The sequence below is a fragment of the Pustulibacterium marinum genome (assembly GCF_900116665.1).
Classification (GTDB): Bacteria; Bacteroidota; Bacteroidia; order Flavobacteriales; family Flavobacteriaceae; genus Pustulibacterium; species Pustulibacterium marinum.
Window position 1 is genome coordinate 207305 of record NZ_FPBK01000005.1, and the last position, 26393, is coordinate 233697.

Genomic DNA, 26393 nt, shown 5'->3' on the forward strand with positions numbered 1-26393 from the left:
CTAAAACTGAAAATATATAAACGGCTGAAAATCGGTTGAAAATGCTTGGTAACACATTACACCAACCACTGTAGCATATCCAATTTTTAGCGGCATTGGACTTTTGGCATACCACTGCTCCAGTGTTTCTTTGGTAGACTGCGGTAACCAATGGGTAATATAACCGGCCAACATTACCCAAAACACCATTTGATAATGTACCAAAATATCCCATGCGTGTGCCCAATCCATATTATTTGCTACTTGATGATACCAACGACGAATGTGTCCCATACTCTCGCTACGGAAATAAATTCTAGTAAACGTGATGAAGATAAACGTGACTAAAACTTTCCAAAAATGCACAAACCAATGCGTACTATTTTCATACGGACTAGCCTTTCGCCAAAATTTGTAAACAACCAAACCAAGACCGTTCAAACCACCCCAAATCACAAATTTCCAGGAAGCGCCGTGCCACAAACCACCAATAAGCATGGTGAGCATTAAATTGATATTGGTATTGATATTTTTTTCAATAGTTGGAGAAAAATAAGAACCTATAACTCCCAGAATGACAATTCCCGGAATAATCAAATAGATATAGTTATTCCCAAAGCCAATCATTACTCCCAAAAGAATGATGGCTAGGATAATATAGGAAGCTGTAGACCCTTTTCTGTTTCCACCCAATGGGATGTATAAATAATCTCTTAACCAGGTAGACAAGGAAATATGCCAGCGACGCCAAAAATCTGCTGTACTCACAGCTTTGTAAGGAGAATTGAAATTCTTAGGAAGTTCAAATCCCATTAATAACGCCAAGCCAATAGCAATATCTGTATACCCAGAAAAATCTCCATAAATCTGTAACGAATATCCAATCATTGCCATCACATTTGCAAAACCAGAAAACATTTCGGGCGCATCAAAAACTCGGTCTAAAAAATGCATGGCGATAAAATCTGCAAACAACATTTTCTTTACAAGCCCTTTCAAAATCATGAAAGTTCCGTTATTAAAATCGGAAACTGAAATTGACGTTGGTTTATTGATTTGCGGCACAAAACTCTCGGCTCTTACAATAGGACCCGCTACCAATTGTGGAAAGAAACTCACAAAAAAACCAAAGTCCATAATAGATTTTAATGGCTTTAAATTTCCACGATAAATATCTACACTATAACTAATAGTTTGAAAGGTATAAAATGAAATTCCTACCGGAAGAATAATCTTATCCACCGTAAAATAGGTTTGATTGGCAAAGCCATTTCCCCAATGCGCCAACCAATTGAAAACTTCAATATTAGTATGAAACAGATAGTTAAAAGAATCTGTAAAGAAGTAAGCATATTTAAAGTAGCACAATACTAACAAATTCACGCAAACGCTTGTTGTTACCAGCACTTTACGTTTTAGAGCATTATTGCTTCGGTAAATATTTCTTCCTATGAAGAAATCAACCAGCGTACTGAAAATTAAAATCCCAATAAACAAGCCGCTCGTTTTGTAGTAAAAAAACAAGGATACTAAAAACAAGTATGCATTTCTAAGCGGAATCTTTTTGTAGATCAACGCAAAAACGAAATAGATAACGGCAAAGAAAATCCAGAAATTAGCTTGTGTAAAAATTAATGGAAACTCTTCGGAAAACGTAAAAATATCTTTTAGCCTATTCATCAAGGGTTTTAAAATAGGTTAGTAAACTTTCTTCTGGTCGGTTAGTGCTTTGCTCCCATTGACGCACCATAGCGCTTAAGAGTAAATCGGCTTTGATGCTATACCCCAAATAGGTAAAATGAACTCTATCAGAAGGCATCAAATCTTTTTTGTACCATTTTTGAGAAGAACCTAATCCTCCCATAACTTGGTAAAAATCCCAAACAGCCATTTGGTATTTATGAGCCAATTCTTGTATAATCTCTTCTTGAATACTAGTATTCTTATTTGGAAATCTACGACGATAATAGGAATCATTCGGAACTGTCAAAAGTATAGCACATTCAGGGTTTACACGCTGAATCATTTTCATGAAATTTTCATAATTCTCACGAAATTTTTCAGCCTTAAAATGTGTGGTATAAGCATCATTGGTTCCTATGGAAATGATAAATAAATCTGGTTTATACAAAGCCAATTGTTCTTCAAAATACGCACAACGGGTGTACGAATCAAAACGAGCTCCGTTGGCTCCAATACTTGTATATTCTATCCCAGGATCATCGTTCATCAACTCCAATCCCATCAATAAAAATGGCTCATGAGTTTTTGGAGCATCTTTTTTTAATCGAACTTCAAGTGCAATGGAATCTAGACTTGAGGAAAAATTAAATTGACGAAAAGCTGCTTTAGTGTTCACTGAATCTGATAACACCAAACCGCTGTCTAAAATTTTCAATTCGTAATCATCACTCCAATTGTTATAAAAAACACGAAGTTTATTGAAACAGTAATCTTCCTTGGTGTAGTTTTTATAATTTGATTTGATAAAAATTGTATCAATATTTTCATTGAACGTAGCAGAAACGCCAGCTAAGCCCCAAGTAACACTATCATTCAAAGAACAACGATATCCTTTCCATTTTTCTTTATCTGCTTCTACTCGATAGTTCAATGGATTATTGGTATGCGCTAAATGATAGGGAAAAATAAAACCTCGCTGACTTGTACTGATGTCATTCATATTTTGCAAATAAGTTCTAATCTTATTTGAATATATATCTGCTTGAATGTGTGAACCTCCGATATGAAAAATATGCAACTTCTTCTTCTTTCCTGCAAAAAGGCTATCTAATTTACTGAAGAAATTAGAAAAATACGGTGAATCTTCAGCATACATCAACGTATTAGCTTCTTGGTTTATCAACCCACTATTTGCCTGTGTAATACTATCTAAAACGTAATGCTGCGCATGGAGAAATCCACTACACACCAATAATAAAAATACTAAACTCTTCTTCATAAACATTTTCATTGCTCTAGTCCTTATTTCAAATCACTCTCCTTAGGTATTAAATCTAAATATAATGCCGTAAAAAACAATTCTGAAATCACTTTTGTTCCTTTAGAAGTAAAATGCGTATAATCATTCCCTGCTAATTTTTGATCTACCCAATGCTGCATGGAATTTTCACCGCCCATGGCTTTGTACATATCCCAATAAGCTACACCATTTGCTAAGCAGGTTTCTTTCAATTTCTCATTGAGATATGGTAATAATTCATACGTATACATAACTCCATCTTGGGAAGTTGTCATGTCTGAAGGACCAATAAACAAAAAGGTAGCCTCCGGTATTTTTTTACGAACCCAATTAAGGTTTGCCAGAACGTAGCGTGAATAATTGTCTACGTTGGTAGAATCTTTTAAATATGGAACTGTATTTCCACCATACTGAAAAACGAAAACTTCGGGTTTCAATTGTTTCAACATTGCTGAAAAATTTGTTCCGTCTAACTTAGTAAAAACTGTTCCGGAAGCGCCACGCATTGCAACATTATCTAGCTGAATTCCTTCGGGTGTGTCCAAAGTAATTCCATAGAAATCTGGACTTATTTTTGCGTCAAATTCAAACCTTAGGTTTTCTGGTTGTACTTGTGTTTTAATCGTGAATGAATGATACATTCCATCATTCACCAACGAATCGGAACGAATCAATTTTTCCTCATAAAAAACACGAACAGCTGTGGGCGACACCGCATTACCATAATGTACAGTAACTTGATTAAACTTTCTAAAATTACGATAGGTAACTTTTGAATAGGCTACTGTAAAATTCGCTGTAATAACCGGCAACGTATCTATATCTATACTATCTAACGGAATATTCAGTGGTTCTGTAAATCTAGAAAGGGTTGTATATACACCGTATTTCTTGTGTTCAAATCTTTTTTGAGTAGGATCAAAAGCGGCGTAACGTAGCCAGTTTTCGCTACTCTTTACATCGGCACTCAACTGCTCATACACTTGTTTAATAGGAATAAATCCTGGACCACCACCTCCATAAATTCCTTGCAAGCGATTTCTCAAATAACCGGAAATACGATCTCCCTCTAATTGCGAATCTCCATAATGAATAATTCTACAACCCGGAGTAGCCAGTTGTTCATTGAGTTTCACTATGAATTCTGTTTTATTTTCAGGATAACTGATCCGTTGAATTTTGGAAGTATCAATTTTTGAAAAATCGGGAAACTTCTTTTTAGGTTTTGTCAACGTATCCGAACTTGCATCGGCAGGATCATGATCTATTTTCAAAGCTGGATCTATTTCCTCCTCTTCTTCATCCTCATCAACCGTAACTACAAGCTGTTCAATATTATTTACAATACTGTCTATATTTTCAATCTTTGTTTCAGAAACCTTGGTTTCCATAAAAAAAGTTTCCGTGGTAGGGTACTTCAAAATTGCATCACCCAAAGCAAAACCATTGGTCTCTTTTCCATCGGAATCTAAAGTTTGACTCAAGAACGTTAACCCAAACAGAACGGTTAACGCAACAACTAAAAAAAGACTGATTTTTTTGGGATTCATTAGTGCTGATTGAACGGTAACGAAAATACTATTTTTTAAGATTTATACAGAAGCTTTCTCTATTTCTTCTTGGATTTCTTCCCATTGCAACATCAATTGCTCTAAATCATCTTTCTTTTTCTGGTACGAATCAAAGAAGTTGGGCCTTGCAATGACTTCATCATAGTTTGCTGCCATATCTACATCTATAGTGGCAATTTCATTTTCAAGATCGGTAATCTGACGTTCTGTTTTACTCAATCTGTTTTGAAGTGATTTTATTTTTTTCTGAGCCTCGTAAGACAATGCATTTGAAGTATTGTCTTTTTGATTAGATTTTGCTACTTCATCTTTCTTTTCAATAGCTCTAAAGTTTTCGGCATTACGAGCATCCAAATAGTAGTTGATATCGCCAAGATATTCTTTTATTTTTCGGTCTTTAAATTCATAAACAGTATCGGTTAAACCTTGTAAAAAATCACGGTCGTGAGAAACCAATAGTAAAGTTCCCTCAAAATTCTTTAAAGCTTCTTTCAATACATTTTTTGACTTGATATCTAAATGGTTTGTCGGTTCATCCATCACCAAGACATTAAAAGGTTGTAAAAGCATTTTAGCCAATGCTAACCGGTTTCTTTCTCCTCCGGAAAGCACTTTTACCTTTTTATCAACATCATCACCTCTAAACAAAAAAGAACCCAATATATCGCGTACTTTGGTTCGGTTGGTTTCATTAGCAGCGTTGATCATTGTATCTAAAATGGTTATTTCGCCATCTAGATATTCTGCTTGGTTTTGTGCAAAATATCCAAGCTGAACATTATGTCCCAATTTTATGTTTCCTTTATAAGGAATTTCGCCAATGATCATTTTTGCCAAGGTAGTTTTTCCTTGCCCGTTTTGCCCAACAAAAGCTGTTTTAACTCCACGTTCTATGAGCAGATTGATATCTTCCAGTACATGTTTATCTCCGTAATTTTTGGATACGTGTTCTGCTTCAACCACAACTTTTCCCGGTTGTAAAGAAATAGGAAACTGAATATTCATTACCGCATTGTCATCTTCATCCACTTCAATACGGTCTATCTTATCCAGTTTTTTGATAAGTGATTGCGCCATGGAAGCCTTCGAAGCCTTCGCTCTAAATTTTTCAATCAGTTTTTCAGTATTCTGAATTTGTTTTTCCTGATTTTTTTGAGCTGCCAATTGTTGTTCTCGTATTTCAGATCTCAGCTCTAAATATTCTGAATACGGTTTATTATAATCGTATGCTTTTCCTAGAGAAATTTCGATAGTACGGTTGGTTACATTGTCCAAAAACATTTTATCGTGAGACACAATCACCACTACGCCCGAGTACGAACTTAAAAATTGTTCTAACCAAATGATGGATTCAATATCTAAGTGGTTTGTTGGCTCATCTAGCAATAAAACATCGTTATTTTGAAGTAACAATTTTGCAAGCTCAATACGCATTCTCCATCCACCAGAAAAACTATCAGTAAGTTTATTAAAATCGTCTCTTTTAAAACCAAGACCAATCAATACTTTTTCAGTTTCTCCTTGATATCTATACCCACCAAGAATATCATATCTATGAGTAACATCATTCAAAGAAACCATGATATCATGATAGGCTTCACTCTCATAATCTGTTCTACTCGCCAATTGATGATTGATTTCATCCATTTTTAGCTCCAACGATTTGATTTCTTCAAATGCCTGATAGGCTTCCTCCAAAACGGTTCTACCTTGAACAAAATCTATATCCTGACGTAAAAAACCAATCTTCACATCTTTATCTGAAGCAATCACACCGGTGTCTGGCTCTATATCTTTAGATAATAGTTTGAGCATGGTGGATTTTCCGGCTCCATTTTTACCTATCAAACCAACACGGTCTCCCGCATTTAATCTAAAAGCAATTTCTTCAAACAGATATTCCCCACCAAAGGAGATAGATAAATTATGTATGTTGAGCATAAATTTGTTACTATTGTTACATTCTCAGACAAGGAGAATTTTTAAATTTGTTTAAAATTAGAAAACGATGTTTGGCAAAGGAACAAAATTGAATAGTATTTTAACCGGATCTTGTCCGAGATGTCAGGAAGAATCTATGTATATTAAAAAAAATCCGTACGACCTCTCGCAAACATTAAAAATGCATGAACATTGTTCACATTGTGGACAAAAGTACAAAATTGAACCTTCTTTTTTCTACGGTGCAATGTATGTGAGCTATGGTGTGGGTGTTGCCTTTGCAGTAGCCGCATTTATCATCAGTTTTGTATTTTTATCAAGCTCACTAAAGACCTCCTTTTTTGCAATCATGGGAACCTTAATAGTTTTCATGCCGGTAATCATGCGCTTGTCTCGAAATATTTGGATTAACTTTTTTGTTAAGTACAATCCGAACGCCAAAAAAGAAAAAATTAAGCATTAAGCTTACGCCATCTTTTTTCAAAACGTTTGATATCTGAAACCGGATCTAATGCTATTTGGTCTTCAATGAAATCATATAGCTGCTTGGCTATGTAAGGTCCAATCATTACACCTCGTGTACCCAAACCGTTCAAGATATACATGTTGTCATGTTTTGGATGTTTACCTATTAGTGGGCGTCTATCTGCAACTGTAGGTCTTACTCCTGCTAATTGATCTACTATTTCAAAGTCACAAAGTAATAGTCCTTTTAACTTTTCTAAAAGTTCTTCTTTTGCCTCAATAGACGGTTCATTGTTTTTTGTATCATGATGATAGGTTGCACCAATCTTGTATAAATCGTCCCCAAGAGGTATTATAAAACAAGCTGATTTCACAACTTCGGTCAATTTCAAATTTGGAGCTTTAATTACCAATAATTCACCTTTTGTGCCTCTTAATGGCAAATAATTAAAAAACGGATTTTGATGAATCCCATAACCTTCACAAAAAACAATATTTTTAAATGCTAAGTCTTTATATTTCCATCCATCATCCATGTTGTTTAATTCTGAATGATCAAATGTTTCTTTTATGAAACAATCTTTACCAGATAGAAAATCCTGAAATCTCGTAATAAGTTTATTAATATCTACCTTTCCGGTTTTTAAAACTTCTCCATACTTATGAGGAACATTCAAAGATGGATTACTATTAGAAATTAACTTAGTCGAAAGATAATCTGAAAGCAATTTATTATCGGTTGCCTCAAACCATAGATTTTGTTCTTCGATACTTGCAAATTTCCGAAGCACAGGAATTGATTCAATAAACGTATCTTGAAAATATTCTTCATAAAACCTGAAAGTACTGAGCATAGCACTTAATTGTTCGGATGCTTTCCAAACGGGTGTAAATCTTTTTAAAATCACAGGGTTAAACAGGGCACCAGCAACTTTGGAAGATTGCTGAGATTCATCAGCAATCACCACAAAGCTTTTATCTTTTTCTATGAGTTCTTTTGCAAAAGAAATGGTAGCAAGCCCACTTCCTACTAAAACATAATCTATCATAGCTACAAAAATAAAAAAGCGACTCAAATGAGTCGCTTTTTATATGTTTAAATGAATTGGAATTTTAATATGTCCACATGTCTTGTTCCATATCACGAATTTGATCTTTAATACGATCAGATTCTAACAACTGGAATAAGGCATTGTTTTGAATGTATTGGTCAATCTCACGATCTCCGTATACATTCTCCACTTTATAAATCACAGCATTGAAACGACGTGAATTCAACAAGTGATCAAAAGAAATTGGCGTTGCAGAATTTCGTTCATTAAATGCTTTGTATTCATGCAATAAATTACGCGCACTTGGATACCATACCCAAAAAAGATCGATAAAGGCTGCATCTTCACTATCCAAGAAGTTAACATCTTTAGATACAGGAGCAATACCTACTAAACGATATTTTAACTCACCTTGACGCTTATCAAAATACCAAACTCCACGAATTTTGAAACCTTCAATATTTGATGATGTAATATCCGTTCTTACCACAAATCCTTCCGGTAATGGTTCACCAGGATTGGCATTCATATAATCGAAAGCAACATCTAATGTATCCGTTTTGGTTAACGCATAAGAAATAGAATCAAAATCTTGGATCTTATCCGTAAAATAAGAATCTGTATAAGCTTCTAACTCTCCACTTTTTAAACCTTTAAGCAATACATTATACAAAGATCTTCTATTAGAACCAATTCTCAATGTATCCGTTGGATAATATAAAGGAAAGTTTACACGTTCATCTAAATCTATGAATTCCCAAACGTCACGCTTCCATAGGATATCACGATCACTTACGTAACCATACTCAATTGGCTTATCAGGAGATAAACTATCTTCTGCAGAAGGTGTCCCAATTTCTTCAGGATGCTCGGCATTCAAAATGTTTATTTGTGCAAAACCTTGTCCTACACTAAAAACAGTTGCTGCAATAAATAAATACTTTTTCCAATTCATCATTTAGGGTCTATTTTTAATTAGTTTGCCACTTCGATTGCGAACGAAGAAACATTTTTAATTTTCACTGAACTACCAACAGCAGACGCTTTAATATCAAAGATTTGAATAATATCGCCTCTTCTTGCCTTTGCAATAGCAGATTTTGCTTGTGAATTCATTTTAGTTCCGTTAACAGTAATACTAGCTTGACCAGGAACAGAAACTTTAAATGAACTAACTTTCAATGGTAAATCGAAATCAAAATCTTCAAATTTAGCACCAACATCACCTACTTGAATGTTAGCCTTTGGCAATTTCATCATATCATTTGTCATACTTAAGAAACTACCTGTTGGTTTAGGTAAATCTTTAATACGAAATGTTTTCTTATCAGAAACAGCTGAACCATCGGACAAAGTTCCATTAACTTTAATCGTAACTTCTTTACCAGAGCCTGGCGTCATCATGTATGAACTTGTTCCTGTTTTAGAAAGTCCTGGTGCTGATGCATTAATTTTATTTGCATCTACACCTGCAAATGAAATTGTCATTGGGTTTTTAACTCCACGGTAAACAACATTCATTTTATCAGCAGAGATAGTTGCTGAGTTTGGCTTAGGAACAACTACATAATTTCCTTCTATTGGAATTTCAACATCCTTACCATCCTGTTTAAAGGTAAACTTACCGTTGATCTTATGCTCACCAATATTCCCAGTATTGAACTTAAGATTAACCTGTCCATTTTCAACAGCTTCATCCATGTTCAATTTTGATCCATTTACTTCTACAGCAGTTGGAACGGTAGAGTCATCATATCTACCCAAAACAACTTTACCTTCAAATTGTTCCCCTGCGAAAAAAGCAGATTTTTTTGGAAGTACAATTGCTTGATAGTTATTCTCATTGATAGCAGCCATATCACTTAATGCTCCACCTAAGTAAGCACTATAAATTTCTGCTTCAATAGTTTTTACATCATTTTGAAATGCACTTAACTTAGCAGTAGAAGCAATCGCTGGAAATCCTTGAAAGTTATATGCTAAATAAGGTACATTGTTACCATCTTTATCTTTAACCGGTTCTGTAGAGAATTTTTCTTCGATTTCACTCATAACTGGTTTTAATCTGTCATCCCCACCGATTATAGCTTCCATACCATCTCTATACTTTTGGAACTCAGCCATGATCTCTTTACCTTTCTCAGTAAGACCAGCACCACCAAACCATTCTTCGTCGATTGTACTTTTGTCCATTTCCTCGTAAGGTAATTTACCAGTTTCTTCTTCTGCTTCAAAATGACCTTTGATATCAGCTTTTAATTCGCCTAAATATGCAAAAAATGAAGCCGATAAAGCAGATACCTCTTGAGATTTCTTGTAAGAATCTGCAAAGTGACCTGCATCTTCGCTAGCCTTAGTTTTAATTTCAGTAAGAGCCGCTGAATTCTTTGCTACTTGAGATTCATTAGAATTCTCAAATTTTTCGTTCATCAACCCAAAAGCTGATAAAACCTCTTTACTCATGTTTAACGCCAACATTGCAATGAAAACCAGATACATCAAGTTAATCATTCGCTGACGTGGTGATAATTTACCTCCTGCCATGTTTTTCTCTAATTAGTTTTTAATTAATAAATTGATTCTAATAACTAAATCTAATTAGTTTCTGTTCATAGCTGAAAGCATTCCACCATAAACTCCATTTAAAGAAGAAAGGTTTGAAGAAAGATTTGCCATTTGTGTTTTAAGCTCAGTTGCATTTGCAGCAATTTCCTCGTTAGCAGCAGCCTGCTTAGAAGCGCTTTCTAACTGAACTTTATAAAGACCATTTAACGACTCTAATTGAGTAGCTGCCAATGTCATTTCTTCACTATATTTTTTAGTAGTAGCTACAGCATCAACTGTTGGAGCAATATTTTTTGCTGCACCTTCAAAGTTTTTGATGCTAGACCCAAGACTTGACATTAATTCTGCGTCAATCTTAGCTTCTTTCAATAAGTTATCTAATTTCTTAGATAAAGACTCTTCTTTTACTTCTACCTCTTTAACTGCTTTTTTATTGCTAGTTGCCGGACCACCTGCTAACTCAGGATATACTTTTGTCCAATCTAAGTCTTCTTCTACTGGTTCGAATGCTGCAATAGCAAAGATTAATGCCTCTGTGATAAGACCAATTGCTAATAACACAGTTCCGTTTAACGGACCAAATTCCCAGTGTGTAAGTTTAAAAAGTGCTCCTACGATTACAACCGAAGCTCCAAGTCCGTAGACCATGTTCATCACTTTCTTTCCCGCTTTTGACTTTGCCATAATAAAATAATTTAGTTTAAGTAATTGTTTAGTTGGTTAAAAAAATTCCTATTTGTAAACGACATCAGTACCCATGTAATCTTGTACTGTTCTAAATCCAATGTAAGATCTAGCCGAATCCTGATATTCCCAGTCACGTGTACTTACTTGTAACATGTAAGCAACATCTTTCCAAGAACCACCACGGATTACTTTTTTACGATTTGTGCTATCTATAACGTTTGGACTCATTGTTGATTCGTACTCGTATGATTGAGGATCGTATGTAGAGTTTGTCCATTCTGCAACATTCCCTGCCATGTTATAAAGACCAAAATCATTTGCTTCAAAAGAATCTCCTTCTACTGTATACAAAGATTGGTCTGCTGCATAATCTCCTCTTAATGGTTTGAAGTTTGCCATAAAACAACCTGTACTATTCATAGTGTAAGGACCACCCCAAGGATATGTACCTGACTCAATTCCTCCTCTTGCAGCATATTCCCATTCAGCTTCCGTTGGTAATCTGAATTTGTTTACACGCTGAATTCCATTTTTAGTATTGAATATATTCTTATATAAGAATCTCCATTCACAAAAAGCTTTTGCTTGTTTCCAAGTTACACCTACTACAGGATATTCATCATAAGCTGAATGCCAGAAATACTCATTATGCATAGGCTCATTATAAGCGTACTCATAATCTTTTACCCAAACAGTAGTATCAGGATAAATACCTACTTCTTCTGTTTTAATAAAATCTGCTCTTGATTTATCTTTAAGTTTATTTTTTGCTGCAGACTCGATATCCATCCAAGAGTATCTGAATTTAAGGATATCACTTTTAATAGTAGTTTGACCATTATAAGCTTCTTCGATAGGAATGTAAACACTATCAACCATAATTTCGGTATAGTATTCATCTGGGTAATCTTCACGATCCCAAATAAGTTCAGCATCCCAATTCAACCTACGACCAGAATAATCATCAGACATCATGGCTTTGTTCATCATGTACTTTTCATATTCATTCAAATCAGTAGTATCTTGATCTGCATACGCATAATCACCAATACCACCTTCTTCTTCAGTCATAGAATTTAACTCTGCAAAATCAGCTAGTTTTGTTCGTACAACAGAATCACGAACCCACTCTACAAATTGACGATATTCGCTATTTGTAATTTCTGTTTCATCCATATAAAAGGAAGGAACAGTTACAGTTCTGGTTGGAGCATTCATTGTATGTGCAATATCATCGTCTGATTTACCCATAATAAAGGATCCACCAGGAATCAAAGCCATACCATAAGGTTTCTCAGCGTACCATCGTTTACCCTTCGACCCTACGAGCTCCCCACGGTCATTTTTTCCACAGCTAACCAAAGAGGTAATTGCAACTGCAAACAGCAATAGTTTTTTCATAAACTTGAGGTTAAATTTGTTGTCATTTTCAAGGGCGTAAACCTATCTAAATATTTCCTAAAAAACAATTTTTTGTTATAAATTCTAAAAATAACAATCTTAAAAACGTTTTATTGTTGAATACTAAATAACTTTCCCCTTAAATTGATTGTTTTTAATTAATTCATATTTTTTTGATACGCCTTCCACCAGCGTTCTGGCATAATTTGATTACACGCATCTAAATAATCTTGATTTGTACAAGGTAATAACGCTTCTGTTGTTACATTATTGTTAAAATTTTGAAAAAAAGATACCGCAACCCACCATCGTCCAGATTTGTTACTTTTATAGAAGACCATATCTTCATCTTGCATTGGTACATTATACTTTGTATACTGTTCTTTAGATGTAAACGGATATTCATAGAAACGACTATGAACCCCTTCTATAAAGTACCACACAATTTGTGCTAAAAGCTCTGAACCCAATACAGAGGCTACTCCATTGAAAATTCCAAAACTTGATACTTTATCACTTATTCCCGCATAACGTGCTACAGCACAAATCTCACGAGAATTTAATCCGTTTGGCTTCACAAAATCGTAACTTCCTAAATCATTTCCTTGTATAGATTGTACATCTAAGGAAACTACATCTGCATTTCTAAGCAATGGCTCTACTATCGTTACATCTCTAAAAACATCTCCAAGTCGGCAAACATCAAAAAACAATTTTTGCATTAAGTCTAAACCTTCTTGTGAATTATAATAAGATTGATATCCTATATTGGTAAAGCTATGTAGATTATTAGGCTCATCAAGTATAATATTATTAAGATAAGATTCTGCAGTAATTCCTATATCTGAAGTAGCTAAATCAAATGAATGATCTATCGCAACCAGATTCACCATTTGTTCTAAATGATCATAAGCTCTATACATAGCATATGTAAGATCCTGACTTCCTCCAATGACAATGGGAACAATTCCCTGTTTCACCAAAGTGGCCACGACTTCTTTCAAAGCATAATAAGTATCCGTGACTTGAGCACCTTGGGATAAATTACCTAAATCTGCAATTCTTTGATTCCAATTACCAGAAAACAGCTCATAAAAAGCCTTACGAACAGTATCTGGATGAAAAGTTGCATCTACAGAATCTCCAGCATTTCTGGTTTCTTCAACTGAAATGATGGCTATTTTTACTTGATCTAAATCTGGCATTCCCGCAGCTTGAGAATGCAGTCGTATAGTTTTACCTAATGTTTGTGGATGTAAGTTATTTACATGATCAATAACGGTCTCCGCTATAGGTGATAAAAACTCTAAGCTCATTTATTTTTTAGCTTTAGCCTTTGTAGTTTTCTTCTTTTTTGGCGGATACTTCTGGTCAATCAATGCTTTTACTTCGTCTAAACTTAGCGCAGCAGCATCAACATCTTTTGTAAGATCCACTTTTTTGGTTCCTTTTTTAATTACTGAACGTCCCCATCTTGCTTTCTCCACACGAATTCCTTCTTCCGGCCATTCATTAATTAACTTATCCGCCTCTTTTTTCAGTTTATCTTCTATAAGGAATTCAATATCTTCTTTAGAAAGATTATCAAAATCAAACTTCTTATTTACATTGATAAAAATTCCGTCCCATTTGATAAACGGACCAAAACGTCCTTTTCCTTTAGTTACTTCTTTATCTTTATAAATAGCTATTGGAGCATCTGCTTTTTTCTTTTCTTCAATCACTTCAATAGCTCTATCCATGGTTACTCCCATGACATCTTCTCCTTTCGCTAAAGAAACATATTGCTTCCCAAAACGCACGTACGGACCAAATCTACCTACGTTTACCTGAACTTCTTCACCTTCATATTCTCCTAAAGTTTTAGGAAGTTTGAAAAGATCCATCGCCTCTTCATAGGTAAGAGTTTCTATAGATTGTTCTGGTAAAAGGCTGGCAAAACGTGGTTTTTCTTCATCTTCTGATGTTCCTATCTGAACCATAGGACCAAATCTTCCCAAACGTACACTTACCGGTTTTCCTGTTTCAGGATCTTCTCCAAGTATACGTTCACCGGTTTCTCTACCTGCATTTTCTTCCACATCTTTTACATGAGGATGGAAATCTTTGTAGAAGTCTTTCATCATAGTGGTCCAATCTTCGGAACCACCTGCAATGTTATCAAAACCTTCCTCTACTTTAGCCGTAAAATTATAATCTAAAATATTTTCAAAATGATTCACTAAGAAATCATTTACAATACTACCTATATCTGTTGGTACTAATTTTCCCTTGTCTGAACCTACGGTTTCCGTTAGTTCAGCTTCAGCAATCTTATCTGCCTTTAAAGTCAACTTATGATACTTTCTCTCTACTCCTTCAATAGTTCCACGTTCCACATATCCACGATTTTGAATGGTAGAAATTGTTGGTGCATATGTTGAAGGACGACCGATACCTAACTCTTCTAACTTCTTAACCAAAGAAGCTTCTGTATAGCGGTAAGGTGGTCTTGTAAATCTTTCAGTAGCTTCAATCACTTGCTTTTTCAAAACATCACCTACTTTCATTGCAGGTAACATTCCTTCTTGCTCTTCTTCCTCGTCATCAGTTCCTTCAAGATATACTTTTAAGAAACCTTCAAACTTAACTACTTCTCCATTAGCGGTGAAACGCTCATCGTGCGTATCTGCTTCAATCTTAACATTAGTTCTTTCTAACTGAGCATCACTCATTTGAGATGCCAATGTTCTTTTCCAGATTAAATCATACAAACGTGCTTGATCTCTCTCTATTTCTACTGAATGGCGAGACATATCAGTTGGACGAATAGCTTCGTGTGCTTCTTGAGCCCCTTTTGCTTTTCCACTGAAATTACGTGGTTGGCTATATTCTTTACCGTAGTAACTTTCTATTTCTTGTTGAGCTGCATTGATAGCTTCTCCAGAAAGGTTTACACTATCCGTTCTCATATAGGTAATCAATCCTGCTTCGTATAATCTTTGCGCCATATTCATGGTTTTAGAAACCGAAAAATATAACTTACGGGAAGCTTCCTGTTGCAATGTAGATGTTGTAAACGGTGCTGCAGGAGATTTCTTTGCTGGTTTGGTATCTAAATCAGCTACTGAAAATTTAGCTCCTATATTTTTTTGAAGAAACGCTTTTGCTTCTTCTAAGGTTTGGAAAGTTTTTGGCAATTTTGCCTTGACCATCTTACCCTCTTCCGTTTTGAAAACCGCACTTATTCTAAAAGATGCTTCCGGAGTGAACTCCTGAATTTCTCTTTCGCGCTCCACAATTAATCGAACAGAAACCGATTGCACTCTACCTGCAGACAAACCTCCTTTTACTTTTTTCCAAAGAACAGGAGATAACTCATACCCTACCAATCTATCTAAAACCCTTCTTGCTTGTTGTGCATTTACAAGATTGTAATCTATTGTACGAGGATTTTCTATTGCCTTTAAAATGGCATTTTTGGTAATTGAGTTAAAAACAATTCGTCTTGTTTTTTCTTTATCCAATTTCAACTCTTCCGCCAAGTGCCATGCAATAGCCTCTCCTTCGCGGTCTTCATCACTTGCTAACCATACCGTTTCGGCTTTCTTAGCAAGATCTTTTAATTTTTTAACTAGTGGCTTCTTGTCTTTATCAACAACATATTTAGGAGTAAAACTTCCTTCCACATCTACCCCAAGCTCCTTTGAAGGAAGATCTGCAATGTGCCCAAAACTGGACTCTACCTGATAATCTTTCCCAAGAAACTTTTCAATTGTTTTCGCCTTTGCCGGTGACTCGACAATCACTAAATTTTTAGCCATAGTTATTTTTTAGTATCTGCAAAAGTAGTAGTTTTTTTTAAATGCCCTATGCAATTGCAAATAAGGGAACTATTAAAACTTTGTTATTACAGGATTTGATTGCGGTGCATCATCATCAAAACCTACAGCGTCTTTGTAAACAAAATAATGAGGAATCTTGGCGAATGACATGGTAAATAAAACACCAATACCACAAGCTATAAGTCCCGCAAACTCTGCTAAAAGCCCCGACAACAAAACAAGTCCAAATATGGTAAACCAGTAATTGTTACCTATTTTGAAACATACTTTGATATTTTCTGAAACTGATAAATTTGGATTGAACGCAAATACTACCGATACCAAACTTAATGGAATAGCCACGTATATTCCCGGAAGAAAACATAACACGAATCCAAGTAACGAAATTCCCATTACAGAAATTCCTAACAAAAATGTTTTTGTGAAGTACATTCCTTTAAAGAATGCAAACAAATCAGAGGTATTTGCCTCTCCGGTTTCATCTGCAGTTCGTAACATCTTATAAAAACCTGCTTGCATTGCATATAACAAAAATGAAACAAGCATAATTCCAGCGAAAAACGTAAGATAAAACCAAGCCAAAGCACCAAGCGAAGCAAAGGGATTATCATTTGGATTAAACCCACCCGAATTTTGAGCAGCGGCCATTCCTATTAATGGCACATATGAAATCAATATTACAGGAATCATAAATAAAAATTGACATAAAAGCATAATAAAGCCTTGAAGCCAAACTTTTTTGAAAAGATCAAAAGATCTTGAAAATACGTCACTAAAATCTACAGGTCGTTTTTCTTCTATACGAGATGATAAGGTAAAGAAATCCATATATTTATAAATAAAGGTTAGTTTTTTTGAGTTTCACAAATTAATAACATTTTAGGAATATTCTTAAAAAAGATAAAACATTTTTACACTTCCAAATAAGTGATAATGCATCTCCTTCGTTTCTTTTGTAGTATACATGTAGGCAATGCGAAAACCAAAGTTGCGAACTTGTAATTGAACACCCGCTGAAGCAGACCATAAATGGTGCGCTACCTTCTTTGCTACTATTGGTTTTTTATAAAACATACTTCCATCAATCAAAGCATTATAACCAACCAGCCTATAATTCGTATTAAAATATCCTGAAAGTTTTGTTTTTTGATCGGGTAACAGAAATGAATCGTAATCCATATTTATAAGGAATAACAAATCAGGTTCAATATAAATATCTTTAGTTCCGGCTGTGGTTTTAATACTGGGAACAAACCATTTTTTTAACTCATAAGCATATCCAAAATTTACATTCATCATGATTTCTGAAGGAATTTGCGCTAACCATTCGGGTTTTTCTTCAATATGCATTAAATCATGAAAACCTTGATGCAATTGCCTTCCAAAAGATGCATTTCCTGTTACCCCAACTTCCAGTCCATAAATAAATGTTTTTTCATCCTTTAGCTTACGTAACTGTAATCGTGCAGCCAACCAACCTGCAAAAGGCCTATCATAATTATCAAGGTAAGTACTATTAGGATATATAGGTGTATACAATTGCTGCATAAGCGAAGCGTCTAGCAGCATCCTTTCATTCTCTCGTCTTTCCAAAAAAAGAAAAGAATTGATTTCAGAAGTATAGTTAATTATAATTCCGGAAGTATAATAATTATCTTCCTCCTGTGGCACAAACAAATCATTATCAATCTGCAAACCAACTTGATGAATTAGTTGATTTTCCTGAGCCGAAACCAGAAAACCAAACAAATAAAATAAACAGCATAACTGTTTCAAAACCAAAAAATTTAATCCATAATCAAAAATAATAAAGACACTACAAACTGACACCTTGTCACACTCTAAATTTAAACCTATATTTGCACTTTATTTTCGTAAAGCAGTATGGAGAAGATTATTGAAGAAAACAAACAGGGAGAAAGTATTGTACTAGAACAAAACGCCGAAAACAAGCGTAAACTATATATTGAAAGCTACGGATGTCAGATGAATTTTTCTGATAGCGAAATTGTTGCCTCTATTTTAGCCAAAGAAGGTTTTAATACCACGCAACAATTAGAAGAAGCTGATCTGGTTCTGGTAAACACTTGTTCCATTAGAGATAAAGCAGAACAAACTGTTCGTAAACGTTTGGAAAAATTCAACGCCGTAAAACGCATCAACCCCAATATGAAAGTGGGTGTTTTAGGTTGTATGGCCGAGCGTTTAAAAAGCAAGTTTCTTGAAGAAGAAAAAATTGTGGATATGGTTGTAGGTCCAGATGCTTACAAAGATCTACCCAATTTAATTCAGGAAATTGATGAAGGAAGAAACGCCGTAAACGTAATTCTTTCAAAAGAAGAAACGTATGGCGATGTTGCTCCGGTTCGTTTAAACAGTAACGGAGTTTCTGCATTTGTATCTATCACCAGAGGTTGCGATAATATGTGTACTTTCTGTGTAGTTCCTTTTACAAGAGGTAGAGAACGTAGCCGTGATCCACAATCTATTTTAGAAGAAGTAAACGATTTGGTAAACCGTGGTTTCAAAGAAATTACTTTACTTGGTCAAAATGTAGATAGTTATTTATGGTACGGCGGCGGATTGAAAAAGGATTTTGTAAAAGCCACCGATATGCAAAAAGCTACCGCTGTAAACTTTGCAGCATTGTTGGCCCTAGTGGCAGAAGCTCATCCAAAATTGCGTATTCGTTTTTCAACTTCAAACCCACAAGACATGACGTTGGATGTTATTGAAACCATGGCGAAATACGAAAATATTTGTAAATACATTCACCTTCCTGTACAAAGTGGAAGTAATCGTATTTTGAAAGAAATGAACCGTTTGCACACACGTGAAGAATATTTTGAATTGATAGATAACATCAAGAAAATTATTCCAGAATGTGCCATTTCACAAGATATGATTGCCGGTTTCCCAACAGAAACAGAAGAAGACCATCAAGACACACTTTCATTAATGGAGTATGTAAAATATGATTTTGGTTTCATGTTTGCTTATTCTGAAAGACCTGGAACTTTAGCAGAACGAAAAATGGAAGATGACGTTCCCGAAGCAGTAAAGAAAAGAAGGTTAACAGAAATCATCAACCTACAACAAAAACACGCTCTTTATAGAACTCAAGAACATTTAGGTAAGACAGAAGAAGTTTTGATTGAAGGTACATCTAGAAAATCAGACGAACACTGGATGGGTAGAAATACTCAAAATACAGTGATTGTATTCCCTAAAGAAAACTATAAAGTAGGTGAATTTGTAAACGTAAAAGTGAACGATTGTACTGCAGCAACTCTTATTGGTGAAGCTGTAGGATATTCTAAAAACAACTAAATCCTCCCCTAACCCCTCCAGTGGAAGGGAATAAATAGTAAAACATGGAATGGATATTAGATAAATTGTATAATTACTCCCAGTTTCTATTTTTTCGATCTGGGATTCTAAACTTCCCCTTTGGGGATTAAGGGGATTATGGAATCAGTTCAGGCAATTAAGCAACGATTCGGAATTATTGGGAACGATGTAAAACTAAACCGAGCTTTGGAAAAAGCCATTCAAGTGGCTCCTACGGATATTTCGGTTTTGGTTACCGGAGAAAGTGGTGTGGGTAAAGAAGCTATTCCAAAAATAGTACATTCGCTATCTCATAGAAAGCATGGAAAATTCATTGCGGTTAACTGTGGTGCAATTCCCGAAGGAACTATAGATTCAGAATTATTCGGTCACGAAAAAGGAGCATTTACCGGCGCTACTCAAACCCGAAGTGGATATTTTGAAGAGGCCAACGGCGGAACCATTTTTCTTGATGAAGTTGGTGAATTACCATTAACCACTCAAGTTCGTTTGCTTCGTGTGTTAGAAAATGGAGAATTCATCAAAGTAGGTTCTTCCAAAGTTCAAAAAACAGATGTACGTATTGTTGCGGCTACCAATGTAAAAATGTTTGATGCTATTGATAAAGGAAACTTCCGCGAAGACCTTTATTATCGTTTAAGCACTGTAGAAATTCATTTACCTCCATTGCGAGATAGAGCAGATGATATTCATCTATTGTTTAGAAAATTTGCTTCAGATTTTGCTCAGAAATACAAAATGCCTACCATTCGGTTAGATGATAATGCGGTACAGTTGTTGTTAAAATATCGTTGGAGTGGAAATATCCGTCAGTTGAGAAACATTGCGGAGCAAATTTCTGTTTTAGAACAAGAAAGACATATCAATGCAGAAACGCTTCGTTCTTATTTACCGGACGCATCCAGCAATTTACCGGCTGTTGTAGGAGGAAAGAAATCTGAAAGCGATTTCAGCAACGAAAGAGAAATTCTCTATAAAATTTTGTTCGACATGCGTGGTGATATCAATGACCTGAAAAAGTTAACCATGGAGTTGATGCAAAACGGCAATAGCGAAAAAGTTCAGGAAGAAAATCAGTCGCTTATCGATAAAATTTATGGCGATCCAGAAGAAGATGCAGCATACGATAACGAAGACATTTCCGATGCTTATGAGTATGTGCAATTACCTTCACATACCGAACAAGCGCATGCTCCGGCAAGGATACCAACTTCGGCCGAAGACAAATATCATTTTGCTGAAGAAATAGAAGAAGAAGAAACACTTTCGTTACAAGACAAAGAACTGGAACTAATTAAAAAAGCGTTGGAACGCAATAGCGGAAAACGAAAAGCCGCTGCTGCAGAACTAGGTATTTCTGAACGTACCCTTTATAGAAAAATAAAACAATACGACCTATAACTCATGAGTAGTATTTTAAAAAAGACCATTGTAATTACCTGCATTATCCTTACAACCGTGAGCTGTAAATATTATGGATTCACAGGAATTACTACAACTGCCAAAAGTTTTCAAGTAAACTTTTTTCCTAATAATGCACCTATTGTAGATCCCGGACTTGATAACCGTTTTAGAAATGCTCTTCAAGATTATATTGTAAACACTACAAACCTAGAGCTATTTACCAAGAATGCAGAACTTATCTACGAAGGTGAAATCACACAGTATAGCATTTCTCCAATGAGTGCAACAGCTAGTCAAACGGCAGCCCAAAACCGCCTTACTATTGGAGTTAAAGTGCGTTTCACAGACACACGTGACAGCGAAAAAGACTTTGAAAGAACATTTTCTTTTTATTACGATTACCCAGCTGCAACTCAACTAAACTCTATAAAAGAAACTGCATACGACGAAATTTTGGAGCGTATCACACAAGATATTACAAACGCATCTCTATCTAACTGGTAACTATTATGAATATTACAAAAGTTACTTATTTGCTACAGCATCCAGAAGCCATTACTTCTGAAGATACTGCTGCCTTAAATGCTTTTGTAAAAGAATATCCATATTTTCAAGCAGCAAGAGCACTGCAGCTTAAAGGATTATTTAATCAAGATAGCTTTCATTATAATAAAAGCTTAAAAATTACGGCCGCGTATACCACAGATAGAAGTCTACTTTTTGATTTTATCAATTCAAAAGTATTTCATCAAAATAAAGCATCTCAAAAAATTGCTAAGCATCAATCTAAATTAAATGATATTTCTGTTATTGCAGAAGAAGTAAGAGCCATAAAAGATGTTTTTAATGAAGATGACTACAAGAGCTCCAATAGTGTAATGGATCCTGAAATATTTCAGCCCAAAAAGAAGAATGAAGAACAACACAGAAAGGAAAAAGATGAAAATCTAGCATCGGAAACTGTCTTAAAAATAGGAAAACCACTAGATTTTAATAATGAACGTCATTCCTTTTCGGAGTGGTTACAACTTTCAAAACATCAACCTATTTCCCGTGAAGTTTCGGAGCCAGAAACTGAAAACAATTTAACCGAAGAGGAATCTTCTGAAATCAACAGAAGCCCAAACTTTGATTTAATAGATAGATTCCTAGAAAAGTCACCCAAGATTGTACCGTCAAAAGAAATTATCAACAATAAAAATTTGGCAAAAGAAGCTACAAGCGAAAAAAATCAATTAATGACAGAAACTTTAGCTCGGGTATATCTAGAACAAAAGAAGTATAAAAAAGCAATTCAAGCATATCAAATTTTAATTTTGAAATATCCGGAAAAAAGTAGTTTATTTGCAGACCAAATTAGCGCAATAAAAAAATTACAACAAAATAATTAATTCAAAATGAGCACTTATACATTATTTATCATAGGAATTTTAGTAGTGTGTTTCCTATTAGTACTAGTAGTTATGGTTCAAAACCCAAAAGGAGGCGGATTATCTTCAACTTTTGGCGGTAGTGCAAACACTATTGGTGGAGTAAAGAAGACTGGAGATTTCCTAGAAAAAAGTACATGGACTTTAGCATCTATATTAGTAGTTTTAATTTTACTAACTAACGCTACCATTCACACCTCTGGTGATGATGCAAAAATTCTGCAAAACAGAGACACCACTCCTTCTACAGAGCAAGCTGCTCCAGATTTACCTGATGCAGGTAACGCATCTGACAGTTTATAAGTAGAAAGAAAACTTATATATATTGAAAATGCCAGCTTATGACAAGCTGGCATTTTTTTTTGTTGTTTGACAGCTTCCATTAGCATGGCATAATTTCTGCCTAATTTGGAGCAATAAATCATTAAAAATTTAAATAAAAAGTATAAAAAATGGCTAACGTGAACATTAAACCACTTGCAGACAGAGTTCTTGTTGAACCTGCTGCGGCTGAAACTACCACTGCTTCAGGTATCATTATTCCTGATACAGCAAAAGAAAAACCACAAAAAGGAACTGTTGTTGCCGTAGGTCCTGGAACCAAAGATGAGCCAATAACGGTACAAGTTGGTGACACAGTTTTGTATGGTAAATATGCCGGAACTGAATTGAAATTTGACGGTACAGATTACTTAATGATGCGTGAAAGTGACATTTTAGCAATTATTTAAAAATCTTAAAAAGAACAAACAATGGCAAAAGAAATTAAATTTGATATTGAAGCTAGAGACGGACTAAGAAGAGGTGTAGACGCTTTGGCAAATGCTGTAAAAGTTACCTTAGGACCTAAAGGTCGTAATGTGATCATCAGTAAATCATTTGGAGCACCACACGTTACAAAAGATGGTGTTTCTGTTGCAAAAGAAATAGAATTAGAAGATGCTCTTGAAAATATGGGAGCACAAATGGTAAAAGAAGTTGCCTCTAAAACTAATGATCTTGCAGGTGACGGTACTACTACCGCTACTGTTTTAGCACAAGCCATCGTAAAAGAAGGTTTGAAAAACGTTGCTGCCGGTGCAAATCCAATGGATTTGAAAAGAGGTATTGATAAAGCGGTCGAAGCAATTGTTGCAGATCTTCAAAAACAAGCTCAAGAAGTTGGTGATAGTTCAGACAAGATTAAGCAAGTTGCAGCTATCTCTGCAAATAACGATGAAACTATTGGTGAATTAATTGCTACTGCTTTCAACAAAGTAGGAAAAGAAGGTGTTATCACGGTTGAAGAAGCGAAAGGTACCGATACGTATGTAGATGTGGTAGAAGGTATGCAATTTGACAGAGGATATCTTTCTCCTTATTTCGTTACAGATACTGATAAAATGGTTGCAGAATTAGACAACCCTTATATCTTACTTTTCGATAAGAAGATTTCTAACTTACAAGAAATCCTTCCTATTCTAGAGCCAGTAGCTCAGTCTGGGCGCCCACTTTTAATTATTGCTGAAGACGTAGATGGTCAAGCACTAGCTACTTTAGTGGTTAACAAATTAAGAGGTGGTTTAAAGATTGCTGCTGTAAAAGCTCCAGGTTTTGGAGATAGAAGAAAAGCAATGTTAGAGGATATCGCAATCCTTACAGGCGGAACTGTGATTTCAGAAGAAAGAGGATTTTCGTTAGAGAATGCTTCCTTAGATATGTTAGGCACCGCTGAAAACATCACAATTGATAAAGACAATACAACCATTGTGAATGGTAACGGTGATGCCGAAAACATAAAAGCTAGAGTTAATCAAATTAAATCTCAAATCGAAACAACCACTTCAGAATACGATAAAGAAAAACTTCAAGAACGCTTGGCTAAATTAGCTGGTGGTGTTGCGGTTCTTTATGTTGGTGCAGCTTCTGAAGTTGAAATGAAAGAGAAGAAAGACAGAGTTGACGATGCATTGCATGCAACTAGAGCCGCTGTAGAAGAAGGAATTGTTGCTGGTGGTGGTGTTGCCCTTGTGAGAGCAAAAAGTGCTTTAGCAAGCGTTGAACCAGCAAATCCAGACGAGGCAACAGGAGTTCAAATTGTTAATAGAGCTATTGAGTCTCCTTTAAGAACGATTGTTGAGAATGCAGGTGGTGAAGGCTCTGTGGTTATCGCAAAAGTTGTTGAAGGTGAGAAAGATTTTGGTTACGATGCCAAATCTGGTGAATACGTAGACATGCTTTCTGCAGGAATTATCGACCCTAAGAAAGTTACCAGAGTTGCTCTTGAAAACGCAGCCTCTGTTTCTGGAATGATCTTAACTACGGAATGTTCCTTAACTGACATTAAAGAAGACACTCCAGCTGCCCCTCCTATGGGTGGTGGTATGCCAGGTATGATGTAAAATCTAATTCTTTGGATATAAAAAAATCCCGTTCTGATCAGAACGGGATTTTTTTATGATTGCCTAAAATGAATTGCTTCATTATTCCAAACTACCTACAATTAATTTCCCATGGTAAGCTTCGCCATCTATTAAAGTATGTAGCTCGTTTATATTTCGATCGGTTATTTTCCCTGCTGAAATAATTTGAATTTTCCCATCAGCAATTTTAACTAAGTCTTTTAATATTTCACTCCCCTCGCTCGCAGTAGCACATCCGCCTGATGTTAGAACATGTGTTATTCCATCAATATTCATCAGTTGTTGGAGACCAGTTTTTAAATCGCTTAATTCATCAAACGCTTTATGAAATACCACATTCAAAGGTTTGGCAACCGCTACCAAACGTTCTAAATTCTCTGTATCAATTTCACCATCCTTGGTCAATACACCCAAAACAACACCGTCAATTCCCATCGATTTGAATTGCTCAATTTCGGTTTCCATTTCCAGAATTTCATCAAGGGTATACACAAAATCTCCACCTCTAGGCCTAATCATTACATGTATTGGGATGTCAAGTTTATGGACTACTTCTTTTGCAACGGCAATATCCGGAGTCAATCCATCCAAATCCAACCTACCACACAATTCAATTCTGTTTACATCATTTCGTTGAGCGTTGATGGCTTGTTGTAAGGTTTCTACACAGGCTTCTTTGATCATAAAGTGTATAGTTTAATTATTATATAGGTAATATAAAAAAACATACGCTTCTTCATAAGGTATCTAAACAAAAAAACTCCTCAATCTAAAAATAGACTGAGGAGTTTTAAAAAAGGCGGCGACATACTCTCCCACCGGATGGCAGTACCATCTGCGCTAATGGGCTTAACTACTCTGTTCGGAATGGTAAGAGGTGAGCCCCATTGCTATAACCACCTTAAATCTTTGGTCATTTACATAAATCTAATATTGTAACATACTGAGATAAAAAGATATTCTTATATATTCGATCCTTAAATCCTAAAGAGTGTGCTACCCCTTAAAAAAGGGGCAAGCGATGTACATAAGCCTACGGGTAATTAGTACTACTCGGCTATGACATTACTGCCTTTACACCTATAGCCTATCAACGTGGTCATCTCCCACGACCCTTTAAAGAAATCTCATCTTGTGGCGGGTTTCGCGCTTATATGCTTTCAGCGCTTATCCCATCCCAACATAGCTACTCTGCAATGCTCTTGGCAGAACAACAGATACACCAGAGGTTGGTCCAACTCGGTCCTCTCGTACTAGAGTCAGAGCCACGCAAATTTCTAACGCCCACAGTAGATAGAGACCGAACTGTCTCACGACGTTCTGAACCCAGCTCGCGTG

22 protein-coding genes and 2 rRNA genes are annotated in these 26393 nt (G+C 35.5%); 8 read left to right on the top strand and 16 right to left on the bottom strand.

All coding sequences use genetic code 11. The annotated features are described in order from the left end of the window. From BM383_RS09370 to BM383_RS09385, 4 genes are read right to left on the bottom strand one after another with little or no spacing between them, the layout of a single operon-like run. Positions 1-1659 (bottom strand): MBOAT family O-acyltransferase, encoded by a 1659-nt coding sequence (locus BM383_RS09370; protein ID WP_093024868.1) that lies wholly within the window; start codon positions 1657-1659, stop codon positions 1-3. Beyond that, on the bottom strand, positions 1652-2941 hold the full coding sequence (locus tag BM383_RS09375) for a GDSL-type esterase/lipase family protein (RefSeq protein WP_177229097.1): 1290 nt from the start codon (positions 2939-2941) through the stop codon (positions 1652-1654). The genes BM383_RS09370 and BM383_RS09375 overlap by 8 nt, the downstream gene beginning before the upstream one ends. A 23-nt stretch (positions 2942-2964) precedes the next feature. Further along, positions 2965-4512, bottom strand: a complete 1548-nt coding sequence (locus BM383_RS09380) for an SGNH/GDSL hydrolase family protein (RefSeq protein WP_093024870.1) — start codon at positions 4510-4512, stop codon at positions 2965-2967. Positions 4513-4554: 42 nt separating this feature from the next. Beyond that, positions 4555-6474 carry an ABC-F family ATP-binding cassette domain-containing protein gene (locus BM383_RS09385; protein WP_093024871.1) on the bottom strand — a complete coding sequence of 640 codons (1920 nt, stop codon included), beginning with the start codon at positions 6472-6474 and terminating at the stop codon, positions 4555-4557. A gap of 67 nt (positions 6475-6541) precedes the next feature. On the opposite strand from BM383_RS09385, the gene BM383_RS09390 reads away from it, so the two are divergent. Beyond that, positions 6542-6937 (top strand): DUF983 domain-containing protein, encoded by a 396-nt coding sequence (locus tag BM383_RS09390; protein WP_093024872.1) that lies wholly within the window; start codon positions 6542-6544, stop codon positions 6935-6937. On the opposite strand, the gene BM383_RS09395 is transcribed toward BM383_RS09390, so the two are convergent. The 9 genes from BM383_RS09395 to BM383_RS09435 form a co-directional block, all read right to left on the bottom strand. Next, entirely contained in the window at positions 6927-8015 is a 1089-nt protein-coding gene (locus BM383_RS09395) for an NAD(P)/FAD-dependent oxidoreductase (protein WP_317040072.1), read from the bottom strand. The genes BM383_RS09390 and BM383_RS09395 overlap by 11 nt on opposite strands. A gap of 37 nt (positions 8016-8052) precedes the next feature. Beyond that, a complete protein-coding gene (porN, locus tag BM383_RS09400; protein ID WP_317040073.1) occupies positions 8053-8949 on the bottom strand; it encodes a type IX secretion system ring subunit PorN/GldN in 897 nt (298 codons plus the stop codon). 17 nt (positions 8950-8966) lie between these two features. Further along, positions 8967-10535 (bottom strand): type IX secretion system motor protein PorM/GldM, encoded by a 1569-nt coding sequence (porM, locus tag BM383_RS09405; protein WP_093024874.1) that lies wholly within the window; start codon positions 10533-10535, stop codon positions 8967-8969. 54 nt (positions 10536-10589) lie between these two features. Next, complete coding sequence (gene porL, locus BM383_RS09410; protein ID WP_093024875.1) at positions 10590-11240, bottom strand: type IX secretion system motor protein PorL/GldL; 651 nt, start codon at positions 11238-11240, stop codon at positions 10590-10592. Between the two features lie 48 nt (positions 11241-11288). Beyond that, positions 11289-12644, bottom strand: a complete 1356-nt coding sequence (gene porK / locus BM383_RS09415; RefSeq protein WP_093024876.1) for a T9SS ring complex lipoprotein PorK/GldK — start codon at positions 12642-12644, stop codon at positions 11289-11291. A gap of 158 nt (positions 12645-12802) precedes the next feature. Next, positions 12803-13960 carry a formimidoylglutamase gene (locus BM383_RS09420; protein ID WP_093024877.1) on the bottom strand — a complete coding sequence of 386 codons (1158 nt, stop codon included), beginning with the start codon at positions 13958-13960 and terminating at the stop codon, positions 12803-12805. Next, on the bottom strand, positions 13961-16447 hold the full coding sequence (topA, locus tag BM383_RS09425) for a type I DNA topoisomerase (protein ID WP_093024878.1): 2487 nt from the start codon (positions 16445-16447) through the stop codon (positions 13961-13963). 72 nt (positions 16448-16519) lie between these two features. After that, complete coding sequence (locus tag BM383_RS09430) at positions 16520-17296, bottom strand: hypothetical protein (protein ID WP_093024879.1); 777 nt, start codon at positions 17294-17296, stop codon at positions 16520-16522. Between the two features lie 63 nt (positions 17297-17359). Then, positions 17360-18244: a lipid A-modifier LpxR family protein gene (locus tag BM383_RS09435; protein WP_177229098.1), complete on the bottom strand. Its 885-nt coding sequence runs from the start codon at positions 18242-18244 to the stop codon at positions 17360-17362. Between the two features lie 108 nt (positions 18245-18352). Here BM383_RS09435 and miaB point away from each other — a divergent pair, with 108 nt between their 5' ends. The 7 genes from miaB (at position 18353) to groL (ending at position 25034) form a co-directional block, all read left to right on the top strand. Continuing rightward, positions 18353-19798, top strand: a complete 1446-nt coding sequence (gene miaB / locus BM383_RS09440) for a tRNA (N6-isopentenyl adenosine(37)-C2)-methylthiotransferase MiaB (RefSeq protein ID WP_093024881.1) — start codon at positions 18353-18355, stop codon at positions 19796-19798. A 138-nt stretch (positions 19799-19936) separates the two neighbouring features. Continuing rightward, positions 19937-21220, top strand: a complete 1284-nt coding sequence (locus tag BM383_RS09445; RefSeq protein WP_093024882.1) for a sigma-54 interaction domain-containing protein — start codon at positions 19937-19939, stop codon at positions 21218-21220. Positions 21221-21223: 3 nt separating this feature from the next. After that, positions 21224-21727, top strand: a complete 504-nt coding sequence (locus BM383_RS09450; RefSeq protein WP_093024883.1) for an LptE family protein — start codon at positions 21224-21226, stop codon at positions 21725-21727. A 5-nt stretch (positions 21728-21732) separates the two neighbouring features. Next, positions 21733-22614: a tetratricopeptide repeat protein gene (locus tag BM383_RS09455; protein ID WP_093024884.1), complete on the top strand. Its 882-nt coding sequence runs from the start codon at positions 21733-21735 to the stop codon at positions 22612-22614. A 6-nt stretch (positions 22615-22620) separates the two neighbouring features. Beyond that, on the top strand, positions 22621-22956 hold the full coding sequence (secG, locus tag BM383_RS09460) for a preprotein translocase subunit SecG (RefSeq protein WP_093024885.1): 336 nt from the start codon (positions 22621-22623) through the stop codon (positions 22954-22956). A 149-nt stretch (positions 22957-23105) separates the two neighbouring features. Next, entirely contained in the window at positions 23106-23384 is a 279-nt protein-coding gene (locus tag BM383_RS09465) for a co-chaperone GroES (protein WP_093024886.1), read from the top strand. A 21-nt stretch (positions 23385-23405) separates the two neighbouring features. Beyond that, positions 23406-25034 carry a chaperonin GroEL gene (gene groL / locus BM383_RS09470; RefSeq protein WP_093024887.1) on the top strand — a complete coding sequence of 543 codons (1629 nt, stop codon included), beginning with the start codon at positions 23406-23408 and terminating at the stop codon, positions 25032-25034. An 81-nt stretch (positions 25035-25115) separates the two neighbouring features. Here groL and BM383_RS09475 read toward each other — a convergent pair whose 3' ends face one another. The 3 genes from BM383_RS09475 to BM383_RS09485 form a co-directional block, all read right to left on the bottom strand. Next, entirely contained in the window at positions 25116-25739 is a 624-nt protein-coding gene (locus BM383_RS09475) for a copper homeostasis protein CutC (RefSeq protein ID WP_093024888.1), read from the bottom strand. 110 nt (positions 25740-25849) lie between these two features. Further along, positions 25850-25959, bottom strand: a 5S ribosomal RNA gene (gene rrf / locus BM383_RS09480). 119 nt (positions 25960-26078) lie between these two features. Then, positions 26079-26393 (bottom strand): 23S ribosomal RNA (locus BM383_RS09485); the annotation flags it as partial.

Coding starts and splice junctions, on each gene's coding strand:
- BM383_RS09370 (WP_093024868.1), bottom strand. CDS start 1,659: ATGAATAGGCTAAAAGATATTTTTACGTTTTCCGAAGAGTTTCCATTA.
- BM383_RS09375 (WP_177229097.1), bottom strand. CDS start 2,941: ATGAAGAAGAGTTTAGTATTTTTATTATTGGTGTGTAGTGGATTTCTC.
- BM383_RS09380 (WP_093024870.1), bottom strand. CDS start 4,512: ATGAATCCCAAAAAAATCAGTCTTTTTTTAGTTGTTGCGTTAACCGTT.
- BM383_RS09385 (WP_093024871.1), bottom strand. CDS start 6,474: ATGCTCAACATACATAATTTATCTATCTCCTTTGGTGGGGAATATCTG.
- BM383_RS09390 (WP_093024872.1), top strand. CDS start 6,542: ATGTTTGGCAAAGGAACAAAATTGAATAGTATTTTAACCGGATCTTGT.
- porN (WP_317040073.1), bottom strand. CDS start 8,949: ATGATGAATTGGAAAAAGTATTTATTTATTGCAGCAACTGTTTTTAGT.
- porM (WP_093024874.1), bottom strand. CDS start 10,535: ATGGCAGGAGGTAAATTATCACCACGTCAGCGAATGATTAACTTGATG.
- porL (WP_093024875.1), bottom strand. CDS start 11,240: ATGGCAAAGTCAAAAGCGGGAAAGAAAGTGATGAACATGGTCTACGGA.
- porK (WP_093024876.1), bottom strand. CDS start 12,644: ATGAAAAAACTATTGCTGTTTGCAGTTGCAATTACCTCTTTGGTTAGC.
- BM383_RS09420 (WP_093024877.1), bottom strand. CDS start 13,960: ATGAGCTTAGAGTTTTTATCACCTATAGCGGAGACCGTTATTGATCAT.
- topA (WP_093024878.1), bottom strand. CDS start 16,447: ATGGCTAAAAATTTAGTGATTGTCGAGTCACCGGCAAAGGCGAAAACA.
- BM383_RS09430 (WP_093024879.1), bottom strand. CDS start 17,296: ATGGATTTCTTTACCTTATCATCTCGTATAGAAGAAAAACGACCTGTA.
- miaB (WP_093024881.1), top strand. CDS start 18,353: ATGGAGAAGATTATTGAAGAAAACAAACAGGGAGAAAGTATTGTACTA.
- BM383_RS09445 (WP_093024882.1), top strand. CDS start 19,937: ATGGAATCAGTTCAGGCAATTAAGCAACGATTCGGAATTATTGGGAAC.
- BM383_RS09450 (WP_093024883.1), top strand. CDS start 21,224: ATGAGTAGTATTTTAAAAAAGACCATTGTAATTACCTGCATTATCCTT.
- BM383_RS09455 (WP_093024884.1), top strand. CDS start 21,733: ATGAATATTACAAAAGTTACTTATTTGCTACAGCATCCAGAAGCCATT.
- secG (WP_093024885.1), top strand. CDS start 22,621: ATGAGCACTTATACATTATTTATCATAGGAATTTTAGTAGTGTGTTTC.
- BM383_RS09465 (WP_093024886.1), top strand. CDS start 23,106: ATGGCTAACGTGAACATTAAACCACTTGCAGACAGAGTTCTTGTTGAA.
- groL (WP_093024887.1), top strand. CDS start 23,406: ATGGCAAAAGAAATTAAATTTGATATTGAAGCTAGAGACGGACTAAGA.
- BM383_RS09475 (WP_093024888.1), bottom strand. CDS start 25,739: ATGATCAAAGAAGCCTGTGTAGAAACCTTACAACAAGCCATCAACGCT.